This window comes from Citrobacter sp. wls717, from assembly GCF_005280955.1.
GTDB classification, from domain to species: domain Bacteria; phylum Pseudomonadota; class Gammaproteobacteria; order Enterobacterales; family Enterobacteriaceae; genus Citrobacter; species Citrobacter werkmanii.
This window is the reverse complement of record NZ_SZWW01000055.1, coordinates 118,281-134,734: the sequence shown is the minus strand read 5'-3', so window position 1 is coordinate 134,734 and position 16,454 is coordinate 118,281. Positions and strand designations below refer to the sequence as shown.

The following is a 16,454-nucleotide window of genomic DNA, read 5'->3' as shown; positions in this document are numbered from 1 at the left end:
TTCGCACGAAAAACGCGTTAAAGCTCAAAGGCAAATTGAAGCATGAAAAAAAATTCCAGGATAAATCCTAATTTTACTCAATGATACAAATTCGAGTGAATTTTTAGCCCGGAATGCTGTCTCCCCGCAAGTGACTGTGCGCGAACAGGACGCATGATAAATCCCATAGCATTTCCTTCTTCAGCCGCTTTAACCAGTTCAGCGTGTTCGTCTTCCGTTAACTCTTCTCCCAGCCAGCCGATAACGACGCTGTAATTACCTGTGCGCAGCGCACGGATCATCGATTCCAGTGTATTGCAGGGGGAGAGTTGGCGAATCTGCATCACTTTTGTCAATGGAAGCCCGGCCGACTGTACCCACTCCCGGCTTAATTTTTGCTGAGGCGTCAGCCACAGTTGCCAGCGTGATTGCTGCCCTAACTGCTGCAGCAGGGGAAGCAGCAGTAGTTGCGTCATCATGGGCTGGTCCTCGCGATAGACCACTTCACTGATAAGCCCAGCGGTTGCGTTCTCTGATGAAACGCGCGCAATGTTGCTTGATGCGGAAGAGAACGACGAAGAACGATTTGCATAGCCTGAAGTGTACATAATCAATCCAGCCCTGTGAGTTACTGTATGAATATACAGTAACCCTGCTATCAACAAAGATCAACCTTATTTTCGGAAACAGGTTCGCAATTTTTAGTCGTAGTTACGGGAAAAATAAAATTCATCTTGCCCCGTGCGAATAAGTTGCCTATTTTCGTCATTAACGGATCTGTTATTGAAAATCATTTGCTTACGTTATGATTTAAAAGGATTTTTATGAAAGAGCTTTCTTATGCAAAGATCTATAAATCACAAGAATATCTGGCGTCTCTGGGAACAATTCACTATCGCTCATTATTTGGCAGCTACAGTTTGACGGTTGGGGATACGGTCTTTGCTATGGTCGCCAGCGGTGAGTTATATCTTCGGGCCTGCGAACAGAGCGTACAGTACTGTGCAAAAAATTCGCCTGTCTGGCTGACATTTATAAAGCGCGGGCGTCCGGTGGTACTCAACTACTATCAGGTGAATGATGCGCTGTGGCAAAACCAGCAGCAGTTGGTGTCGTTATCGCGGTACTCATTAGATGCTGCTGTTAAGGAAAAACAGAGTCGCTTTGCTCAACATCGTCTGCGGGAACTACCAAATATGACGTTTCATCTGGAGACCCTGCTAAATGAAGCAGGAATTAAAGATGAGGGAACATTGCGAACGTTGGGCGCCCAAATGTGCTGGCTGAAACTGCGGCAAAATAATCCAGCCCTGACGGTAAAAATACTTTATGCCCTTGAAGGCGCGGTCGGTGGCGTGCATGAAGCTGCGCTCCCGGCGGTCCGTCGCCAGGAACTGGTGGAGTGGGTCAGTTCACTGACGCCGAAGCCGGGGTATTAGAAGGCAGCACGGCAATTTGCTGTTGTAATCGCCGGATTTCCGGTAGCAGGGCGATCAATAACCCAACCTGCTGTATAACAAGCGGTTCTTTACTATCCGGACGTGGCTCAAGATGCTGAATTCGATGCTTTAGCCCCTCCAGCGCCTGGTAGACGCGCTGTTCGTCTGCGGGTTGATAGTGAAGCGCGTCATCAACGTAGCAGACGGCATCATCCAGTAATGCCAGAACTTCCGGGTTGGTTAACTGTTCGCGGTGTGCGCCAAGGGCAGAAATGTAACTGGTAAACGTATGATTGAGGCACAGCAAGCGAAATGCTGTTTCTCGCGTTTGGGCCGTGACATCCGGTTCACTCGACATGTTCGACACCACGGAGGCAAGTTCTGCATCACGATTGTGTGCGTCACGACGGGCGATACGGTATGCCATACGGTTATCACGACCCTGATGATATTGTTCGAGAATAGCATCAAGGTAACGACAGTTTGCGTCAGTGGCCCGCTCAATGACACGCGGCAGGTTACGAAAACGCCAGTCAGGCCAGATGAAACTCACGGCAGCCCATGCAATGGCACACCCTATCAGCGTATCGATAACGCGCGGCAGCGCAACTTCGAAACCTTCACCGAGCAGATTAAAGCACAGCAGTACCAGCAGCGTGATAAACATCGTGGCGTGTGCATACTGGACGTTGCGAAAGGCAAAAAACAGTACGCCAGTGATCACCAAAAGTATTAACTGACCTTCCAGAGAGGGAACGAACCACAGGATAGGTAAACCAATGGCGATTCCTACCAATGTACCGATAATCCTTAGCGCCAGGCGATGTCGGGTGGCGTTGTAGTTTGGCTGACAGACAAACAGACTGGTCAGCAGGATCCAGTATCCGTGGTTCATCCCGGTAATCTGGATAATGGCATAGCCGACACAAAGCACCAGCGACATGCGTACTGCATGGCGAAACAGGGCTGACTCAGGCGTAAAATTACGGCTCAGACGTAACCAGATATCGCTGAACCCATGCGGACTGTCATCGGCAAGCTGATTTTCAGACTCATTACGCGAGAGTACCTGAGCCTGTTCTGACTCGATGGTGGCCAGTTGGGCGTCGATAGCTCGCAGGTTTGAGAGTAAAAATCCCAGCGTGTTGAGCAGGTCTGCAGGCGCACCGCTCGCACGCATACGCTCCAGGGCGGCATCTATATGCGTGAAGACGCGCTCAAAGTGCGGATCGTGCTGGTAAGGCGTGCGTAATAAAATACAGCGGGACAACTGGGTGCAGGCTTGCCCCTGCATCGACATCAAGCGCTGGAAGCGAAACATCACGTCGCTGTGACGGAAATGGTCGCGTAGCGTTTGATACTGAATATGGGAGGAGCTGGCGCGTTCGTGAATATCCTGCGCTACAAAATAGTAATGTAGCGTGCGACGCGTTCCGCGCTGACCGCGGTCGCCGCGCAGGCGAGTCAGTAACGATACCTTTGTCTGGTTTAGCGTCGCCATCAATTGCCCATTAGCGAGGGCCAAATCATACAACGGCGCCTGGCTTTCATCTTCAATGTCGGGATCAAAAAGGCGTGATTTCAGTTCCAGGTAGTGCGCTAACTGTTCGTAGCTACGCGCCAGATTGTCCTGCAGTGGGCGGATGGGGAACAGAAGATGCCCGGTCAGCGTCAGAAGGTTGTACCAGATAGCGCCAGCGAGCAACAGGATCGGCTGCTGATACCACTGATCGTAAAGCGACGTTCCCAGCATAGTATAAATGGCAATCAACAACGCACCAAAGGCGATGGTTGCATAGCGCTGGCCTAAGCCCCCCAGCAGAATGAAGCCGCTGGTGGAAAGCGTTAACCCAATGGCAAACAGCCATGGCCATGGGAAGAGCAATTCTACGGAGGCTGAGGCAATAAAAAAGCAGATCAACGTAATGATCAAATTGCGCAGTCGGCCAGCGAGGCGATCGTCCAGATCGGTCAGCGCAGCAGCGACCATACCCAGCGTGAGCGGGATGGTCAGCTTAACATCGCCCAGCCACCAGGGTAGCGCTGTTGTGCCACAAAGCGCGATAAAAATTCTTACGTAGTACAGCCAGGTGCTGTTCCAGGTATAGCGTTTAAACAGCGGACTTAACATAAAGGCCATCAGTCCTGATTATTCAAAGCGACGGCGCGCATTGGCTTCACGCGCAGCGCGGGCAACTTCGACTGAAACCACCCGACGCCCCACCGGCCAGAGCGCAATAGCGGCAATTTTAAAGTTCGCAATGCCCACCGGAATACCGATAATCGAAATGCACTGGGCAATGCCGGAGACAATGTGCATCAGGCACAGCCACCAACCGAAGAAAATCAGCCAGAAAATATTGAGCAATGTGCCACCGGTATTAAGAAGCACATTTTTCCCTGCCGGATTAAGTTCATCGACATGAATCGCTTCGTTGCCATAGGGAAATAGCGAGAGTCGGGTTATTTCCCAGCATGACCGGGTCAAGGGTAAAGTAAAAATAAGCACAATACTGACCAGCGTAGCCAATAACCAGGCTAAGGTGGTGGCGAACCCACCTAGCACAAAATTTAAAATATTCAGAACAGTACGCATAAACCCTCGATTAACTCTGGTTTTCTGTGAATTCGGCAATTGTAACGTTTTTTTGGGCTGGAGCACGTTTTCTCTGGCGGTTACACTGATATGCAAACCTCTTCGTGTGGATCCGCTTGAGTCTTATGGAACTGAAAGCAACTTCTCTTGGAAAACGTCTGGCGCAACACCCTTACGATCGGGCCGTTATTCTCAATGCCGGGATTAAAGTTTCCGGCGATCGTCACGAGTATCTTATTCCCTTCAACCAGTTATTGGCTATTCATTGCAAACGCGGCCTGGTGTGGGGAGAGCTGGAGTTTGTGCTTCCGGATGATAAGGTGGTACGGCTTCACGGCACAGAATGGGCGGAAACCCAACGCTTCCATCACCATTTAAATACGCTCTGGCAGCAGTGGAGCCAGGAAATGAGTGAGGTGGCTGCTGGAGTGTTACAGCAACAATTGGATGCGATTGCAGCCCGGACAAGTGAAAATAAATGGCTGACACGTAGCCAAACCTCAGGATTGCAACAGCAGATCCTCCGTGCCTTTGCGGCGTTGCCGCTACCGCTGAAGCGGCTGGAAGAATTTGAAAATTGTCGTGAAGCGTTACGCCAATGCAAGGCATGGTTGCAGGATATTGAGGCCTGTCGTTTACAGCACAATCAGACCTATACCGATGCGATGCTGGCAGAGCATGCCGAGTTTTTCCAGCACATTGAATCTTCGCCGCTGAACCCTGCCCAGGCGCGCGCGGTGGTGAATGGTGAGCAAGCCTTATTGGTACTTGCCGGGGCGGGAAGCGGCAAAACATCGGTTCTGGTTGCCCGTGCGGGCTGGCTGTTGGCGCGAGGCGAGGCGGCGGCAGAACAAATTCTGTTGCTGGCGTTCGGTCGTAAAGCGGCTCAGGAGATGGATGACCGCATCCGTGAACGTCTGCATACGGATGAGGTCACCGCGCGGACGTTTCATTCACTGGCGCTGCATATCATTTCGCAGGGCAGCAAAAAAGTCCCGACAGTTAGCAAGCTGGAAAATGACGCCGTTGCGCGCAGCAAACTCTTCATTACTACCTGGCGTCAGCAGTGCAGCGAGAAAAAAGCGCAGGCCAAAGGTTGGCGACAATGGTTAGAAGAAGAGATGCAGTGGCCTGTACCCGAAGGTAACTTCTGGGACGACGAAAAGTTACAGCGGCGTTTGGCCTCCCGGCTCGATCGCTGGGTTAGCCTGATGCGTATGCATGGCGGAGCGCAGGCGGAGATGATTGCCAATGCTCCGGAGGAGATACGCGACCTGTTCAGTAAACGCATAAAGCTCATGGCGCCCCTGCTCAAAGCCTGGAAGAGCGCCCTGAAGGACGAGAATGCCGTCGATTTTTCCGGGTTAATCCATCAGGCCATTGTTATTCTGGAAAAAGGGCGGTTTATCAGTCCCTGGAAGCATATTCTGGTTGACGAATTTCAGGATATTTCTCCTCAGCGTGCCGCCTTGTTGGCCGCGCTACGCAAGCAAAACTCGCAGACTACGCTGTTTGCCGTAGGCGATGACTGGCAGGCCATTTACCGGTTTAGCGGGGCGCAACTTTCGCTGACCACGGCATTCCAGCAAAACTTTGGCGAGGGCGATCGCTGTAATCTGGATACGACTTACCGTTTCAATAGCCGTATTGGTGAAGTCGCAAATCAGTTTATCCAGCAGAATCCCCACCAGCTTACGAAACCGCTCAACAGCCTGATGACAGGGGATAAAAAAGCCGTCACCTTGCTTGATGAAAACCAGTTGGATCTGTTGCTGGATAAACTGTCGGGTTTTGTGAAAACAGAAGAGAGAATTCTGGTCCTGGCGCGATACCATCATCTGAAACCGGCCAGTCTGGAGAAAGCGGCTACCCGCTGGCCTAAGCTACAGCTGGATTTTATGACTATCCATGCCAGTAAAGGACAGCAAGCGGACTACGTTATTGTCGTCGGTCTTCATGAGGGTAATGATGGCTTTCCCGCGCCAGCCCGCGAGTCGATTATGGAAGAGGCGCTGCTCCCGGCGGTTGAAGATTTTCCGGATGCCGAAGAGCGAAGGTTGCTGTATGTGGCACTAACGCGCGCACGTCATCGGGTGTGGCTGCTGTTCAATAAAGAAACACCATCGTGTTTTGTTGATGAGCTTAAGCGACTGGATGTCCCGGTGACGAGGAAACCCTGAAACGCAGGCGGTAGTTGCCGCCTGCCTGGGCATTATTTGAGGCGTTCTGCCAGATAACGGGCGTAATCCGGGATCAGTATGTCCGTCTCATCGTTGAAGTTTGGCGACTGGATAATAAAATCTGCCGTCGACACGTTGGTGGCGACCGGAATGTTCCAGACTGTGGCAAGGCGCAGCAGAGCTTTGACATCAGGATCGTGGGGAACGGCGTTGAGCGGATCCCAGAAGAAGATCAGCACATCTATTTTCCCTTCTGAAATCAGCGCGCCCACCTGCTGATCACCCCCCATTGGACCGCTCAGCATTGCGTTGACGTCCATTCCTGTCGCGCGTTGAATTAAGTTTCCTGTTGTTCCCGTGGCATACAGAACGTGTTTTTCCAGTAACGGCTGGTGGCGTTCCACCCAGCTCATCAACATATTTTTACAGTGATCGTGTGCCACCAGCGCAATATGCTTACGCGCTGGCAATGTGCGAGTCGTTAATTCCATAGTACAGCTCCCAAGTTAACCTTGTTACAGAGTACTGGAAGCACTTGACGCTGCAAGAGAAAGACAAAAAAAATGCGTCTGTGAACATAAATGTCATGAAGAAGGCTGTTTCTGGGCCCATTGCAGAAAGTTACTTCGCGTTTGGGCGTCGGCCTGCTCAAACCAAAATTTTAATCGTTGCTCGGTCAGCGTTTGCGACTGAGGCGGCACCCGATCCAGTTCAGACACCCCAGAAAGCAGCGAGCTGTCGTCGGCCATCATGGTGGCGAATTGTGGCAATGACGCATGTTTAGCCGCTTTGTTATAGCGCTCAGTTTCCATTTCATAATCCACGATTTTCGCCGTGGAGGTGATTGACAGAATATCCAGCTTAACGGGGATGGGCATGGCGTCCCCATCCAGCAGTTCCACACGCGGTGCATCATCGAAATGTGATGCGTCCCGCTCATTGTTCAGACGCGGAAGGTGAAAATTAACCTGGCTGACGAGCTGGGTATCAAAGCTGATAACCAGCGGAGGGGAAATATACAGACGTTCTTCGTGGCTGGACAGGCGAAGGGTTTTTTCTACGCGAAATACAAGCTGGTGCCGACCATTTTCCAGCTCAATACTGTCGGCGCCACGCAGTAATGAGCTGGAGACTTTTTTTCCATCCAGCACCAGAAGATCAATTTCACTCGACAGACGCAAAGAGGTGGCAAAAACAGTTACCGGCAAACACAGAGCAATCAAGGCTGTCATAATGCCGGCTTTCATAGGTTTCTCCTGTCCAGAAAATATCTGCATCAGATGTATCTAATTTTTTCACTGGTCACGTTTACTAACATATAGACATATTTTTGAGTTTAGCTCTCATGCGCCAGTATGGGATGAATGGTTGCAAGGCCAGGTTTGTCGTACACTTTGTTAAACAGCCTGGAGGAAGACGATGAAAGAGACCGATATTGCTGGCATTTTGACATCTACCCGTACGATTGCACTGGTTGGTGCAAGCGATAAACCCGATCGTCCAAGCTATCGGGTAATGAAGTATTTACTCGATCAGGGCTATCACGTTATCCCCGTTTCGCCAAAAGTTGCCGGGAAAACGCTGTTGGGGCAGCAGGGGTACGCGACGCTGGCGGATGTGCCGGAGAAAGTGGATATGGTTGATGTCTTTCGTAATTCTGAAGCGGCGTGGGGCGTTGCTCAGGAGGCTATCGCCATCGGTGCGAAGACCTTATGGATGCAGCTTGGCGTAATTAACGAGCAGGCAGCCGTACTGGCACGTGACGCGGGGCTGGCGGTGGTCATGGATCGCTGTCCGGCGATTGAGATCCCACGGCTGGGACTGGCGAAGTAAGGTTGTGTTGTTGCCTTAGGCACGTTGCTCATCCGGCCCGTGTTGCTGGGCGGATGAGCAGCATAAACCCGATACGCGAATTGCCATCGGGCTTGTGTTCGCATCAATTACGCAGACGCGGAGCCTGAAGCTGTTTACGGATTGTTCGCGCCAGTTCATCCATCGACGGTTGCTCCGGATGTTCTTCCTGTAGCTCGCCACTCAGCTGTGCTTCGGCCAGATACGTATGCACCGGCAGACCATTATCGTCTTCCATCACCACGTGATACCAGGGAGCGGCGCGAAGTTCGTCGTTAACCGCCAGCTCATCGGCTGACGGTTCATCAAGCGAATATTCCGGGTCGATATCCACGACCACTCCGAGGTAACCTAACAGGGAATGGCGGACCTGCTGGCCGATACCGAATTTGCTGGCAATCATAGTCACCTCCCGGGAAATAGATACCCTCTATGTAAGGGTAATATTCCACTTTTCAAGTTACATGATGCGACAGGCAAACCCTTTCAGATACAGCCCTTCCGGGTAGGTAGCGATCACCGGGTGATCGGCGGCCTGACGGAACTGCTCTATAAATTGTACATCACGACCAGCATCTATTGCGGCATCAGCGATGATTTTCTGAAATAAATCGGTGGTCATCAGTCCGGAGCAGGAGAATGTCAGCAATACGCCGCCGGGGTTGAGCAACTGAATAGCCAGCATATTGATGTCCTTATAGCCGCGGCAGGCGCCCATTAACTGGCTTTTGTTTTCGACGAACTTCGGCGGATCCATCACAATGACATCAAATTTCTCACCGCGATCGCGATAAGCGCGCAGCAGTTTGAATACGTCATCACGCACAAATTCGGCTTTGCTCAGATCCAGCTTGTTCAGTTCTACGTTCTGGCGGGCAATATCAAGCGCTTCCTGAGAGGTATCGACGCTGACCACCTGACGGCATCCGCCCATTAATGCCGAGACCGCAAAGCCGCCGGTATAAGAGAAACAGTTCAGAACCCGTTGATTTTCTACATAACGACGTGTGGCCAGACGGCTGTCGCGTTGATCAAGGTAGTAACCGGTTTTGTGACCGTGCTGAATATCAACCAGCAGCTTCATCCCGTGCTCTTCGATAGGCAGCAGGGCTGGCGGCAGTTCTCCCGTTACTGGCCCTTGGGTCAGCTCCATACCTTCTTTTTTACGCACGGCCACATCACTACGGTCATAAATAGCGCAGTCCGGGAACACAACTTGCAGAGCGCTAATCAGCGCGGCGCGTTGATATTCAGCACCGGCGCTGAGCAGTTGCAATACCAGAAAGTTGCCGAAGCGGTCAATGGTGATGCCCGGCAGACCATCGGATTCTCCTGCGATCAGACGATAGCTGTTCAACCCGTCTTTTTTCGCCAGCCAGTCGCGCCATGTTTGCGCCTGTTGCAGACGACGGGTGAAGAAATCAATATCGATGGATTCAGACTTGTCGAATGTCCAGACGCGGGCACGGATCTGCGACGCAGGTGAGTACGCGCCGCGTGCTAACCATTTACCCTGATGGTCAACAATATCGATGGTTTCACCGAGGTTGGCTTTACCTTCCATACGTGCGACAGCACCGGAAAATACCCACGGATGGCGGCGCAGTAATGATTTATCGCGCCCTTTGGCTAACACTAAACGAGGATAATGTGGAATTGTAGATTCAGTCATGCGGAGCAACCTCTCACAAACAGTGACGCGGGCTGGAGTAAAGTACCAACCTGAAACCATTAAAATAAAATGGCGCGTAGAGTAGCACAGATGATGAGGTCAATCATCAGCGTATGGCGCTGGGCGTTTCGGCACAAAACGCTATCACAGAGGCACAGTTTCTTTTATACCCACCGTTTACATTGCTATTTCTTAATCAGAAAAAGGAAATGTAATGAAAGCTGTCTACTCTCTGGCTACCGCCGCTATTGTCGCGTTGAGTTTTGATGCCTCTGCCGCCTCGACATTTCGCCTCAGCAGCGCCGATATACCCGCTAACCTGCAATTAACTCAAAAACAAGTGTTTAAGGGGTTTGGCTGCAGTGGCGACAATATTTCCCCGCAGCTGAGCTGGCAAAATCCGCCAGTTGATGCCAAAAGCTTTGCCATTACGCTGTTTGATCCTGATGCGCCAACGGGAAGCGGCTGGTGGCACTGGACCATCGTAAATATTCCGGCTCAGGTCCACACGCTTCCTGGCGGAGCCAGCATGGATAAGTTACCCGCTGGAGCAGTTCAGGGACGCAATGATTTCGGTTATGCTGGATTTGGCGGCGCCTGTCCACCACCGGGCGATAAACCTCATCGCTATCAGTTTACCGTGTGGGCGTTAAATACCGACGCGTTGCCAATTGACAGTAACGCCAGCGGTGCGCTGGTCGGTTTTATGCTGAACAGCCACGTGATCGCCAAAGCGGAATTAACCGCCACTTACGCAAGAAAATAAAGAGGATACACTGGTGCAGGATGTCCATTTTCGCCATAACAACCTTACCACCGCTGAGGTGCGTTCCGGCCATCTGCACCGCCTGCACCAGGTTAAACTGTTTTCTGCTGCTATTTGCCATATTACGCAGGGAAGTAAGGTCATTATTCAGGATGACAATCGTCTGGTTGCAGGGCCGGGTGAGCTGATTATCATCCCGGCGAATACGCCTCTGGAGATTATTAATCAGCCGGAGCAGGGAGCATTTCGCTCGGATTTGCTGTTGCTGTCGACGAGCATCATTAGCACGTTTAAAAATAACTGGGTCAAGGATTTCCCTCCGGCAAAATTGACGTCGCTATGCACGCCCATGAGTAACGGACTGGCATTTATGTGGGAAAGCCTGCTGGACGCTGTACGCCAGGACTTACCTGCAAAATTGCAGGAGCATCAGGCGATGGGATTATTGCTGGCGCTACTGCATGATGGTGTGGCGGGGCCTCTGCTTATCGAGCGACGGTTTAATCTGACTGAACAGGTGCGACAACTTATTATGTTATCCCCTGCTAAGCTATGGACAGCTCAGGAGATTGCCGGTCACTTGTCCATCGGTACTTCAACATTACGCCGACGATTACAGATGGAATCGCAGAGTTACCGGCAGATAGTCGAAGAGGTGCGCATGTCCTGCGCGCTCTCTCAACTACAATCGACCACGCTGCCGATTGGCGAAATTGCGTTACGCTGTGGCTATCTGTCAGGCTCACGATTTACCGCAAGATTCCGCCAGCATTACGGATGCCTGCCGAAACAGGTGCGCTGAGGCCTTGTAACTGTTCCTTCATTTATGTTGATTAGGAGAACCGCAATGTCGAAAGTCTGCATAATCGCCTGGGTCTATGGTCGGGTTCAGGGGGTAGGATTTCGCTACACCACGCAGCATGAAGCGCAACGACTGGGATTGACCGGATACGCTAAAAATATGGATGACGGCAGCGTAGAGGTTGTCGCCTGCGGCGAAAGCGATCGGGTGGAACAGCTAATGAAGTGGTTAAAAGCCGGAGGCCCGAGCAGCGCCAGGGTAGAACGGGTTCTCAGTGAGCCACACCGCCCTGGCGACGAGCTAAAGGGATTTAGTATCCGTTATTAAATACATTTGACCGGTTTCGGCAGGCCGGCAATTTTAGTCGCCTGCTTGGCCGGACCTTTTGGGAACAGACGGTAAAGATAACGGCTGTTGCCTTTCTCTTCGCCAAACTTGTTGGCCATCGCTTTTACCAGCATGCGGATAGCGGGGGAAGTATTAAACTCCAGATAAAACTCGCGTACGAAACGCACCACTTCCCAGTGTTCAGGGGAGAGGTCGATACCTTCGTTTTCGGCGATTTTCTCCGCCAGCGGCTCGTTCCACAACGTGGTATCTTTCAGATAGCCTTCGCTATCGGTCTCAATTTCCTGGCCTGCAAAAATGAACATAGTGCTCTGTCGATAAAGTAAAAACCGCCCCTAGTCTAGCAAATAAGGGGCGGCGTGAGAAACCTTGCCCTACAGAAGAAGCTGTAGCAGATTGTTGGCATTAAGCTTCTTCAGCGCGTTACATTTATACGTCGATACCTGCTTTTCGCTAATCTGCGTCATATGCGCAACATGTTTTACCGATTGTCCGTTAACCAGCCTGTCGAGAACATTGAACTCCATGCCTGTCAGGCAACAATTCAGGCTGCGTACCCGACGGGGCTCTTTAGCAAACATATACGCCGCATCCACGACGGCAATTCGGTCATCAATGATATACAAGGTCAGCGTGGTAAAACGCTTTCGCAAATGCGTTGCCAGTGCCCAGCCTTTTTCATTGCACACCAGATAAACGGTTCCCTCCCAGCACCTGGCCTCCAGTTGCAGCAGAATGTCGACCAGCGCCAGATGCGTTCTCGTGACGGAAAAGCGGCAACGTACAACGAGGGTGTCGCAGGCCAGCAGCGAACGACGCCACTTTACCGTGCCGCACTTCACCTGAGTCGGCGCGTTACGACGCAGAAGGGCATAGCGCAACCCTTCGGCATAAAAACGATTATTATCAAGAATGACGTAATTCACGGCGGCCTCTTTATAACGTACTGGGCGTGTAAATAATGCGTAGCGTACCGGTGTAATCCCCGGCATTTTTGCTGCTGGCGGCAAAGGCAGGCGTTTTCAGGATAATAGGGGCGGGTACGCACAGTACGCCCTCGCGCCCGCCGGGCAGCACGACCTGACGCAGATACTGTGGATCGTTGGTGCCTTGCCAGACCACGGTTTTACCGTTAGCGACAGTTTCGGTTGCGCCAGTGATGGGATTGGTGACAAAGACCTGATAGTCGAGACGATCCCGCGCATCGGTCTGACTTCCGCCACGTCGCCGGATTGAAAACGCGCCTTCGGCACGGCCTGAAGCGTTGAGCTCGTTGTCCTCAAACCGCAGATAAGTGCGAGTGCTGGTACTGTTTTTTCCGTCGTACAAGCACATATCCAGCGTGTTTTCCCCCTGGATCTCGCTGCCGCCGGGCCGCCCCGGGAAGTTGGTGAGGTTGAGGTTTACGACAGGCGTTGAGTGTGGAAATGCGGGCAGATAAATCTGCTGATTACCCGGATCGACCACCTCAATGCGAATATTTGCCTGCCAGTTGGCGAGGGTGAGATAGCCCGGGCATCCGACATTCACGTCATTGTAGTCGCCGCCACAGTCGGCGCTCCCCCACTCACGCAGATTCTGTTTCAGCGTGGCGGTCCAGATACCCGGCAGAGCGAGCTTTTCCAGTTCGCTTTTCACGATATAGAAATCGAAGTAGGGTTCTCTGTTCCAGGCTGCAATAGTAGTTGTCCCCCCCGTGACAAAACTGGCAAAGGTAAAGACTTTGTTATTGATAAACAGGTAGTGATCGCCATACACCTTAATATCCACCGTTTTGTTGGTAAGGGTATGCGTAAAACGTAAGTTGATGGTATAAGGCGCGGCCGGGTTCGCCGAGAACCACACCGGGGCGGTCATACAGGCGCCATAGGTGGTATCGGTACGGGATAAGCAGGTCAGGGTATTGCGTCCCCACTTTTGCGGATCGGCGGCATCATAGCCGCCTGATTCATGAAGCCAGATATCGAAACGCGCGGGCGGTGCCATGCGATCGTAGCTTATACCGACGCTGGAGTTTCTTCCGGCCGGGACGCCGGCCAGCGTCTGGCCAGCCCACAGGAGCAGGAAAAGTAAAATAATAAGGCTTTTGTTCACATCATTTCCCTTTAGTGAGGTTGTCTGCGTTCATGGCAGTCGGGCCGGTCGGCACGCTACGTCCGGCGAGCATTAGCTGCGCCTGTTGCTGGACCGTATCCGGCAGGGCAGAGAAGGTTAATTCCCGGCAAGGGATCGACCCGACATAACGCACGATGTCGCGCATACTCTTCACGTTTAGCGCGCACTGATAAAACTGCTGCTGACGCACCAGGTAGAGGTTATGCAGCAGAGCGTTGCTTTGGGCGCTAAACCCGCCGTTGCCAAGGTCGCTCCAGCCGTTTACGTTCAGGGGCACGCCGCCAATAAACGGCGAATGTTGTTCGTCGGTTAACTGGCCGAGCCATGTGTAGCTTGCGGTGGTTTGCACGTGCCGACGGAGCAGTTTGCCTGGCACCATAAACAATGTTCTACTGCCGGAACCTTGTGTGATTTCACTGCTGGCACCTCGGGAGACATCCAGCGATTCGTTAATCGTCAACGTCGTCTGCTGATAGCCAGGCACGGCGAAGAGGGCGCGGCTATTGCCTGGGATATCTGCGCTGCCGCCGTTATCCAGCGACACAGCGACGCGCGGATCCTGGGAATCTTCCGGCGTGGCAACGTTAACTGCGATGGCTGAAGCAGGGCGTCCGTCGCTCCAACGGCCCAGCCACAGGCCAGAGCGAGATAGCGCGAGCGTTGAACTGTAATTGCCGCTGCTGCTCAGAGTATGACGCCCATCCTGACGATCCCAGGCGTCGCTGACGGTCAGACTACCGTTGCCATAGCGTCCGCCCTGGCGCGTATAGGCAGAGGCATTGAGCGAATCGCTGTTAATGCCTGACGCGCTCAGTCCATACTCATTTTCACCACGTGCATCGGCATACCAGTTGTGCGCCACGTTGTAGCTCAGCTGGTTTTTTTCATGCTGCTGGTGCTGCCACGTCGCGCCCAGAGAGGTATAACTCGTCGCATCGCCCTGACGGTTATGCGCCATTGACAGGCTTACGCTCAGGTAGCCGCCTTTATCCCTACCTGCGCGGGAGTCATCGTTTCGCATGAAAAGGTTAATGCTGCTGTTGATGTTCAGGCCGCGAGCGTTGAAAGCTGTACTTAAGCCGCCCTGCCAGGCCCGCGTGCGCGAGCGGGTCATATAAACCGACTCCCATGGCAAGCCCGCATCGTGGCGATCGTCGCTGTCCGGGAGTTCCCGACGAGCAACGTAACGTCCTTCGTTGCGGTTATCTGAATACCCCAGACTCGCGTACCAGGTGCCGACAGGGACGGAGAACATGACCGACAGGCTTCGGTAACAGCCATTCACGGCGTCAAACCCTGCGCTTCGGGTATTGCAGTTTTCTGCTGATAACGCGTTGCGATAGAAGCTCAGTGAAAAACCGTCGTTATAGCTGATTTGCTGAATATTGCCGCGTTGACCTTCGGTGCCGTATAGGTAGCTAAAGCGGGTACTTAGCACGCCATCGATCGGGCCGGTGTTGAAACCGCGGCTCCAGTCGAGCGCATTTTCCAGAAAACGCTGGTTTTTTTTTATTGTTGCGCCGCTGGTCAGCGCCAGCGTTGGAGTGACGGGCAGGCGGATGCCCGCTTGCGCGACCGCGCTGCGTTTGTCGTTTTGATCGTTATTGTCAGTTTCGCCTGCCTGCAGGAACCACTCGACGCGATCGAAAGGTGTAATGCCGGTTCGGGTAAACGGTACCTGCTCGGTGCGCGTCAGCCGGTTATTTTCATAGACGGACAACGTCACGGTATAGCTCCCGTCCGGGAACGAACGGGTGTCCAGGGTCTGCGCCCCGGCATTCAGATAAAAACTGGCCAGCAGTTGATTACCCCGGCGGGCGTCAATACGCGCATCATGAGAAAGCAATACGGTGATAGGCGTACCCTTTGACTGCTGAACCGGATTGATCCATGCCCTTGTTGAGCCTGTGCGCAAGCCGCGAATTTTACCCAGCGGCAGTTGGCTGAGATTGATATTCCCGCCGGCATTGCTGAACAGATCGCGAGTGTCCATCTCGCCCAACTGAACATAGTATTGGCGCCAGATATCCTGACGAAACCAGGCATTGTTGACGGTTATCTCCTGTTGCTGCTGGTGCTTCGAACGTTGCCCCATCCAGGTCCAGTCGAGGTTAAAGTAGCCGTCCTGGGTGAGTGCCAGTGCGCCATTGCCCTGAACGGTGGCTGACTGGTAATCCCTGTCGGCAACAAAATTGATATTCTGCTGATGGATTAACGCATTCTCGGTGTCCTGCGTGGGCTGATACCACTGGCTTTCAGTGGTTTGTTTAGGCAGAAATTTCTTGTCGAAAAAAAGATTAATACGGGCGTTATTTTCATCATAGATAATGGCCGCGCGCTGGGTATCAAGGTAATCGCACCCCGTTGCGGAGCCATTGCTGCTGCATGCCAGATTGCCGTTACGGGCCAGTGGAACGGCCAGGGCTGCAGACACGGTGGCAATGAGGGCAGGATCGTCATTAAACTGCCGTTTGATGGCCGTGACCACGGTTTCAGGCGTGACAAAACTTACTGTTTCAAGCGTGATATCCGTTTCAAAAAGGCCAAGCGACTCGCCATAGAGATTGACTTCTGTCCACAGGCGCTGTGTTTTCGCCAGATCTTCAAAACCTGCCGGGACGGCCATCTCTGCGCAGGCGAGTTGGATGGATGCGGGTAACAAAGCAACTAAGAGGAGAGTATTTCTGTGAAACGCCATGACCGAGC

At 52.6% G+C, this 16,454-nt stretch carries 17 protein-coding genes; 6 read left to right on the top strand and 11 right to left on the bottom strand.

All coding sequences use genetic code 11. The features are described 5' to 3' along the window. Positions 1-77: 77 nt before the first annotated feature. On the bottom strand, positions 78-587 hold the full coding sequence (gene sulA, locus FDX09_RS23115) for an SOS-induced cell division inhibitor SulA (protein ID WP_137347929.1): 510 nt from the start codon (positions 585-587) through the stop codon (positions 78-80). A 216-nt stretch (positions 588-803) separates the two neighbouring features. Here sulA and FDX09_RS23110 point away from each other — a divergent pair, with 216 nt between their 5' ends. Beyond that, positions 804-1,418, top strand: coding sequence for a TfoX/Sxy family DNA transformation protein (locus tag FDX09_RS23110; RefSeq protein WP_042314181.1), 615 nt, complete (start codon positions 804-806; stop codon positions 1,416-1,418). Here the strand turns inward: FDX09_RS23110 and yccS are convergent. After that, the gene (yccS, locus tag FDX09_RS23105) at positions 1,387-3,549 is read right to left on the bottom strand and encodes a YccS family putative transporter (RefSeq protein ID WP_137347928.1); all 2,163 of its coding nucleotides are present in this window, start codon (positions 3,547-3,549) and stop codon (positions 1,387-1,389) included. The two genes, FDX09_RS23110 and yccS, sit on opposite strands and share 32 nt — an antisense overlap. An 18-nt stretch (positions 3,550-3,567) precedes the next feature. Next, complete coding sequence (locus FDX09_RS23100; RefSeq protein ID WP_038639436.1) at positions 3,568-4,014, bottom strand: YccF domain-containing protein; 447 nt, start codon at positions 4,012-4,014, stop codon at positions 3,568-3,570. A gap of 125 nt (positions 4,015-4,139) precedes the next feature. On the opposite strand from FDX09_RS23100, the gene helD reads away from it, so the two are divergent. Further along, positions 4,140-6,194, top strand: coding sequence for a DNA helicase IV (gene helD / locus FDX09_RS23095; RefSeq protein ID WP_137347927.1), 2,055 nt, complete (start codon positions 4,140-4,142; stop codon positions 6,192-6,194). A gap of 32 nt (positions 6,195-6,226) precedes the next feature. Here the strand turns inward: helD and mgsA are convergent, their stop codons facing one another. Together mgsA and FDX09_RS23085 are read right to left on the bottom strand one after the other, a co-directional pair. Then, positions 6,227-6,685, bottom strand: a complete 459-nt coding sequence (gene mgsA, locus FDX09_RS23090; protein ID WP_038639442.1) for a methylglyoxal synthase — start codon at positions 6,683-6,685, stop codon at positions 6,227-6,229. A 93-nt stretch (positions 6,686-6,778) separates the two neighbouring features. After that, complete coding sequence (locus FDX09_RS23085; RefSeq protein WP_038639445.1) at positions 6,779-7,441, bottom strand: DUF2057 family protein; 663 nt, start codon at positions 7,439-7,441, stop codon at positions 6,779-6,781. 172 nt (positions 7,442-7,613) lie between these two features. Between FDX09_RS23085 and FDX09_RS23080 the strand changes: the two genes are divergently transcribed. Next, a complete protein-coding gene (locus tag FDX09_RS23080; RefSeq protein ID WP_006685217.1) occupies positions 7,614-8,027 on the top strand; it encodes a CoA-binding protein in 414 nt (137 codons plus the stop codon). A gap of 103 nt (positions 8,028-8,130) precedes the next feature. On the opposite strand, the gene hspQ is transcribed toward FDX09_RS23080, so the two are convergent. Both hspQ and rlmI read right to left on the bottom strand, forming a co-directional pair. Further along, positions 8,131-8,448 (bottom strand): heat shock protein HspQ, encoded by a 318-nt coding sequence (hspQ, locus tag FDX09_RS23075; protein ID WP_038639447.1) that lies wholly within the window; start codon positions 8,446-8,448, stop codon positions 8,131-8,133. 57 nt (positions 8,449-8,505) lie between these two features. Continuing rightward, a complete protein-coding gene (gene rlmI / locus FDX09_RS23070) occupies positions 8,506-9,717 on the bottom strand; it encodes a 23S rRNA (cytosine(1962)-C(5))-methyltransferase RlmI (RefSeq protein ID WP_087857541.1) in 1,212 nt (403 codons plus the stop codon). 214 nt (positions 9,718-9,931) lie between these two features. Here rlmI and FDX09_RS23065 point away from each other — a divergent pair, with 214 nt between their 5' ends. Genes FDX09_RS23065 through yccX form a run of 3 tightly spaced genes read left to right on the top strand, consistent with a single transcriptional unit; the run spans position 9,932 to position 11,612 of the window. After that, on the top strand, positions 9,932-10,483 hold the full coding sequence (locus tag FDX09_RS23065; RefSeq protein ID WP_085048592.1) for a YbhB/YbcL family Raf kinase inhibitor-like protein: 552 nt from the start codon (positions 9,932-9,934) through the stop codon (positions 10,481-10,483). A gap of 13 nt (positions 10,484-10,496) precedes the next feature. Further along, positions 10,497-11,285, top strand: a complete 789-nt coding sequence (locus FDX09_RS23060) for an AraC family transcriptional regulator (RefSeq protein ID WP_137347926.1) — start codon at positions 10,497-10,499, stop codon at positions 11,283-11,285. A 45-nt stretch (positions 11,286-11,330) separates the two neighbouring features. Further along, complete coding sequence (gene yccX / locus FDX09_RS23055) at positions 11,331-11,612, top strand: acylphosphatase (RefSeq protein WP_038643100.1); 282 nt, start codon at positions 11,331-11,333, stop codon at positions 11,610-11,612. Here yccX and tusE read toward each other — a convergent pair. The 4 genes from tusE to FDX09_RS23035 form a co-directional block, all read right to left on the bottom strand. Next, on the bottom strand, positions 11,609-11,938 hold the full coding sequence (gene tusE, locus FDX09_RS23050; RefSeq protein WP_042314164.1) for a sulfurtransferase TusE: 330 nt from the start codon (positions 11,936-11,938) through the stop codon (positions 11,609-11,611). The genes yccX and tusE overlap by 4 nt on opposite strands. A gap of 69 nt (positions 11,939-12,007) precedes the next feature. Beyond that, on the bottom strand, positions 12,008-12,559 hold the full coding sequence (locus tag FDX09_RS23045; RefSeq protein WP_038639461.1) for a LuxR C-terminal-related transcriptional regulator: 552 nt from the start codon (positions 12,557-12,559) through the stop codon (positions 12,008-12,010). A gap of 10 nt (positions 12,560-12,569) precedes the next feature. Next, positions 12,570-13,727, bottom strand: coding sequence for a CfaE/CblD family pilus tip adhesin (locus FDX09_RS23040; RefSeq protein WP_137347925.1), 1,158 nt, complete (start codon positions 13,725-13,727; stop codon positions 12,570-12,572). Position 13,728: 1 nt separating this feature from the next. Continuing rightward, positions 13,729-16,446, bottom strand: coding sequence for a TcfC E-set like domain-containing protein (locus FDX09_RS23035; protein WP_137347924.1), 2,718 nt, complete (start codon positions 16,444-16,446; stop codon positions 13,729-13,731). Positions 16,447-16,454 lie beyond the last annotated feature (8 nt).

What these genes read in the sequence shown, in the direction of transcription:
- FDX09_RS23035 (WP_137347924.1), bottom strand. Translation starts at nt 16,446, where the DNA reads ATGGCGTTTCACAGAAATACTCTCCTCTTAGTTGCTTTGTTACCCGCA.
- FDX09_RS23080 (WP_006685217.1), top strand. Translation starts at nt 7,614, where the DNA reads ATGAAAGAGACCGATATTGCTGGCATTTTGACATCTACCCGTACGATT.
- hspQ (WP_038639447.1), bottom strand. Translation starts at nt 8,448, where the DNA reads ATGATTGCCAGCAAATTCGGTATCGGCCAGCAGGTCCGCCATTCCCTG.
- helD (WP_137347927.1), top strand. Translation starts at nt 4,140, where the DNA reads ATGGAACTGAAAGCAACTTCTCTTGGAAAACGTCTGGCGCAACACCCT.
- yccS (WP_137347928.1), bottom strand. Translation starts at nt 3,549, where the DNA reads ATGTTAAGTCCGCTGTTTAAACGCTATACCTGGAACAGCACCTGGCTG.
- FDX09_RS23085 (WP_038639445.1), bottom strand. Translation starts at nt 7,441, where the DNA reads ATGAAAGCCGGCATTATGACAGCCTTGATTGCTCTGTGTTTGCCGGTA.
- FDX09_RS23065 (WP_085048592.1), top strand. Translation starts at nt 9,932, where the DNA reads ATGAAAGCTGTCTACTCTCTGGCTACCGCCGCTATTGTCGCGTTGAGT.
- yccX (WP_038643100.1), top strand. Translation starts at nt 11,331, where the DNA reads ATGTCGAAAGTCTGCATAATCGCCTGGGTCTATGGTCGGGTTCAGGGG.
- tusE (WP_042314164.1), bottom strand. Translation starts at nt 11,938, where the DNA reads ATGTTCATTTTTGCAGGCCAGGAAATTGAGACCGATAGCGAAGGCTAT.
- FDX09_RS23110 (WP_042314181.1), top strand. Translation starts at nt 804, where the DNA reads ATGAAAGAGCTTTCTTATGCAAAGATCTATAAATCACAAGAATATCTG.
- rlmI (WP_087857541.1), bottom strand. Translation starts at nt 9,717, where the DNA reads ATGACTGAATCTACAATTCCACATTATCCTCGTTTAGTGTTAGCCAAA.
- mgsA (WP_038639442.1), bottom strand. Translation starts at nt 6,685, where the DNA reads ATGGAATTAACGACTCGCACATTGCCAGCGCGTAAGCATATTGCGCTG.
- FDX09_RS23100 (WP_038639436.1), bottom strand. Translation starts at nt 4,014, where the DNA reads ATGCGTACTGTTCTGAATATTTTAAATTTTGTGCTAGGTGGGTTCGCC.
- sulA (WP_137347929.1), bottom strand. Translation starts at nt 587, where the DNA reads ATGTACACTTCAGGCTATGCAAATCGTTCTTCGTCGTTCTCTTCCGCA.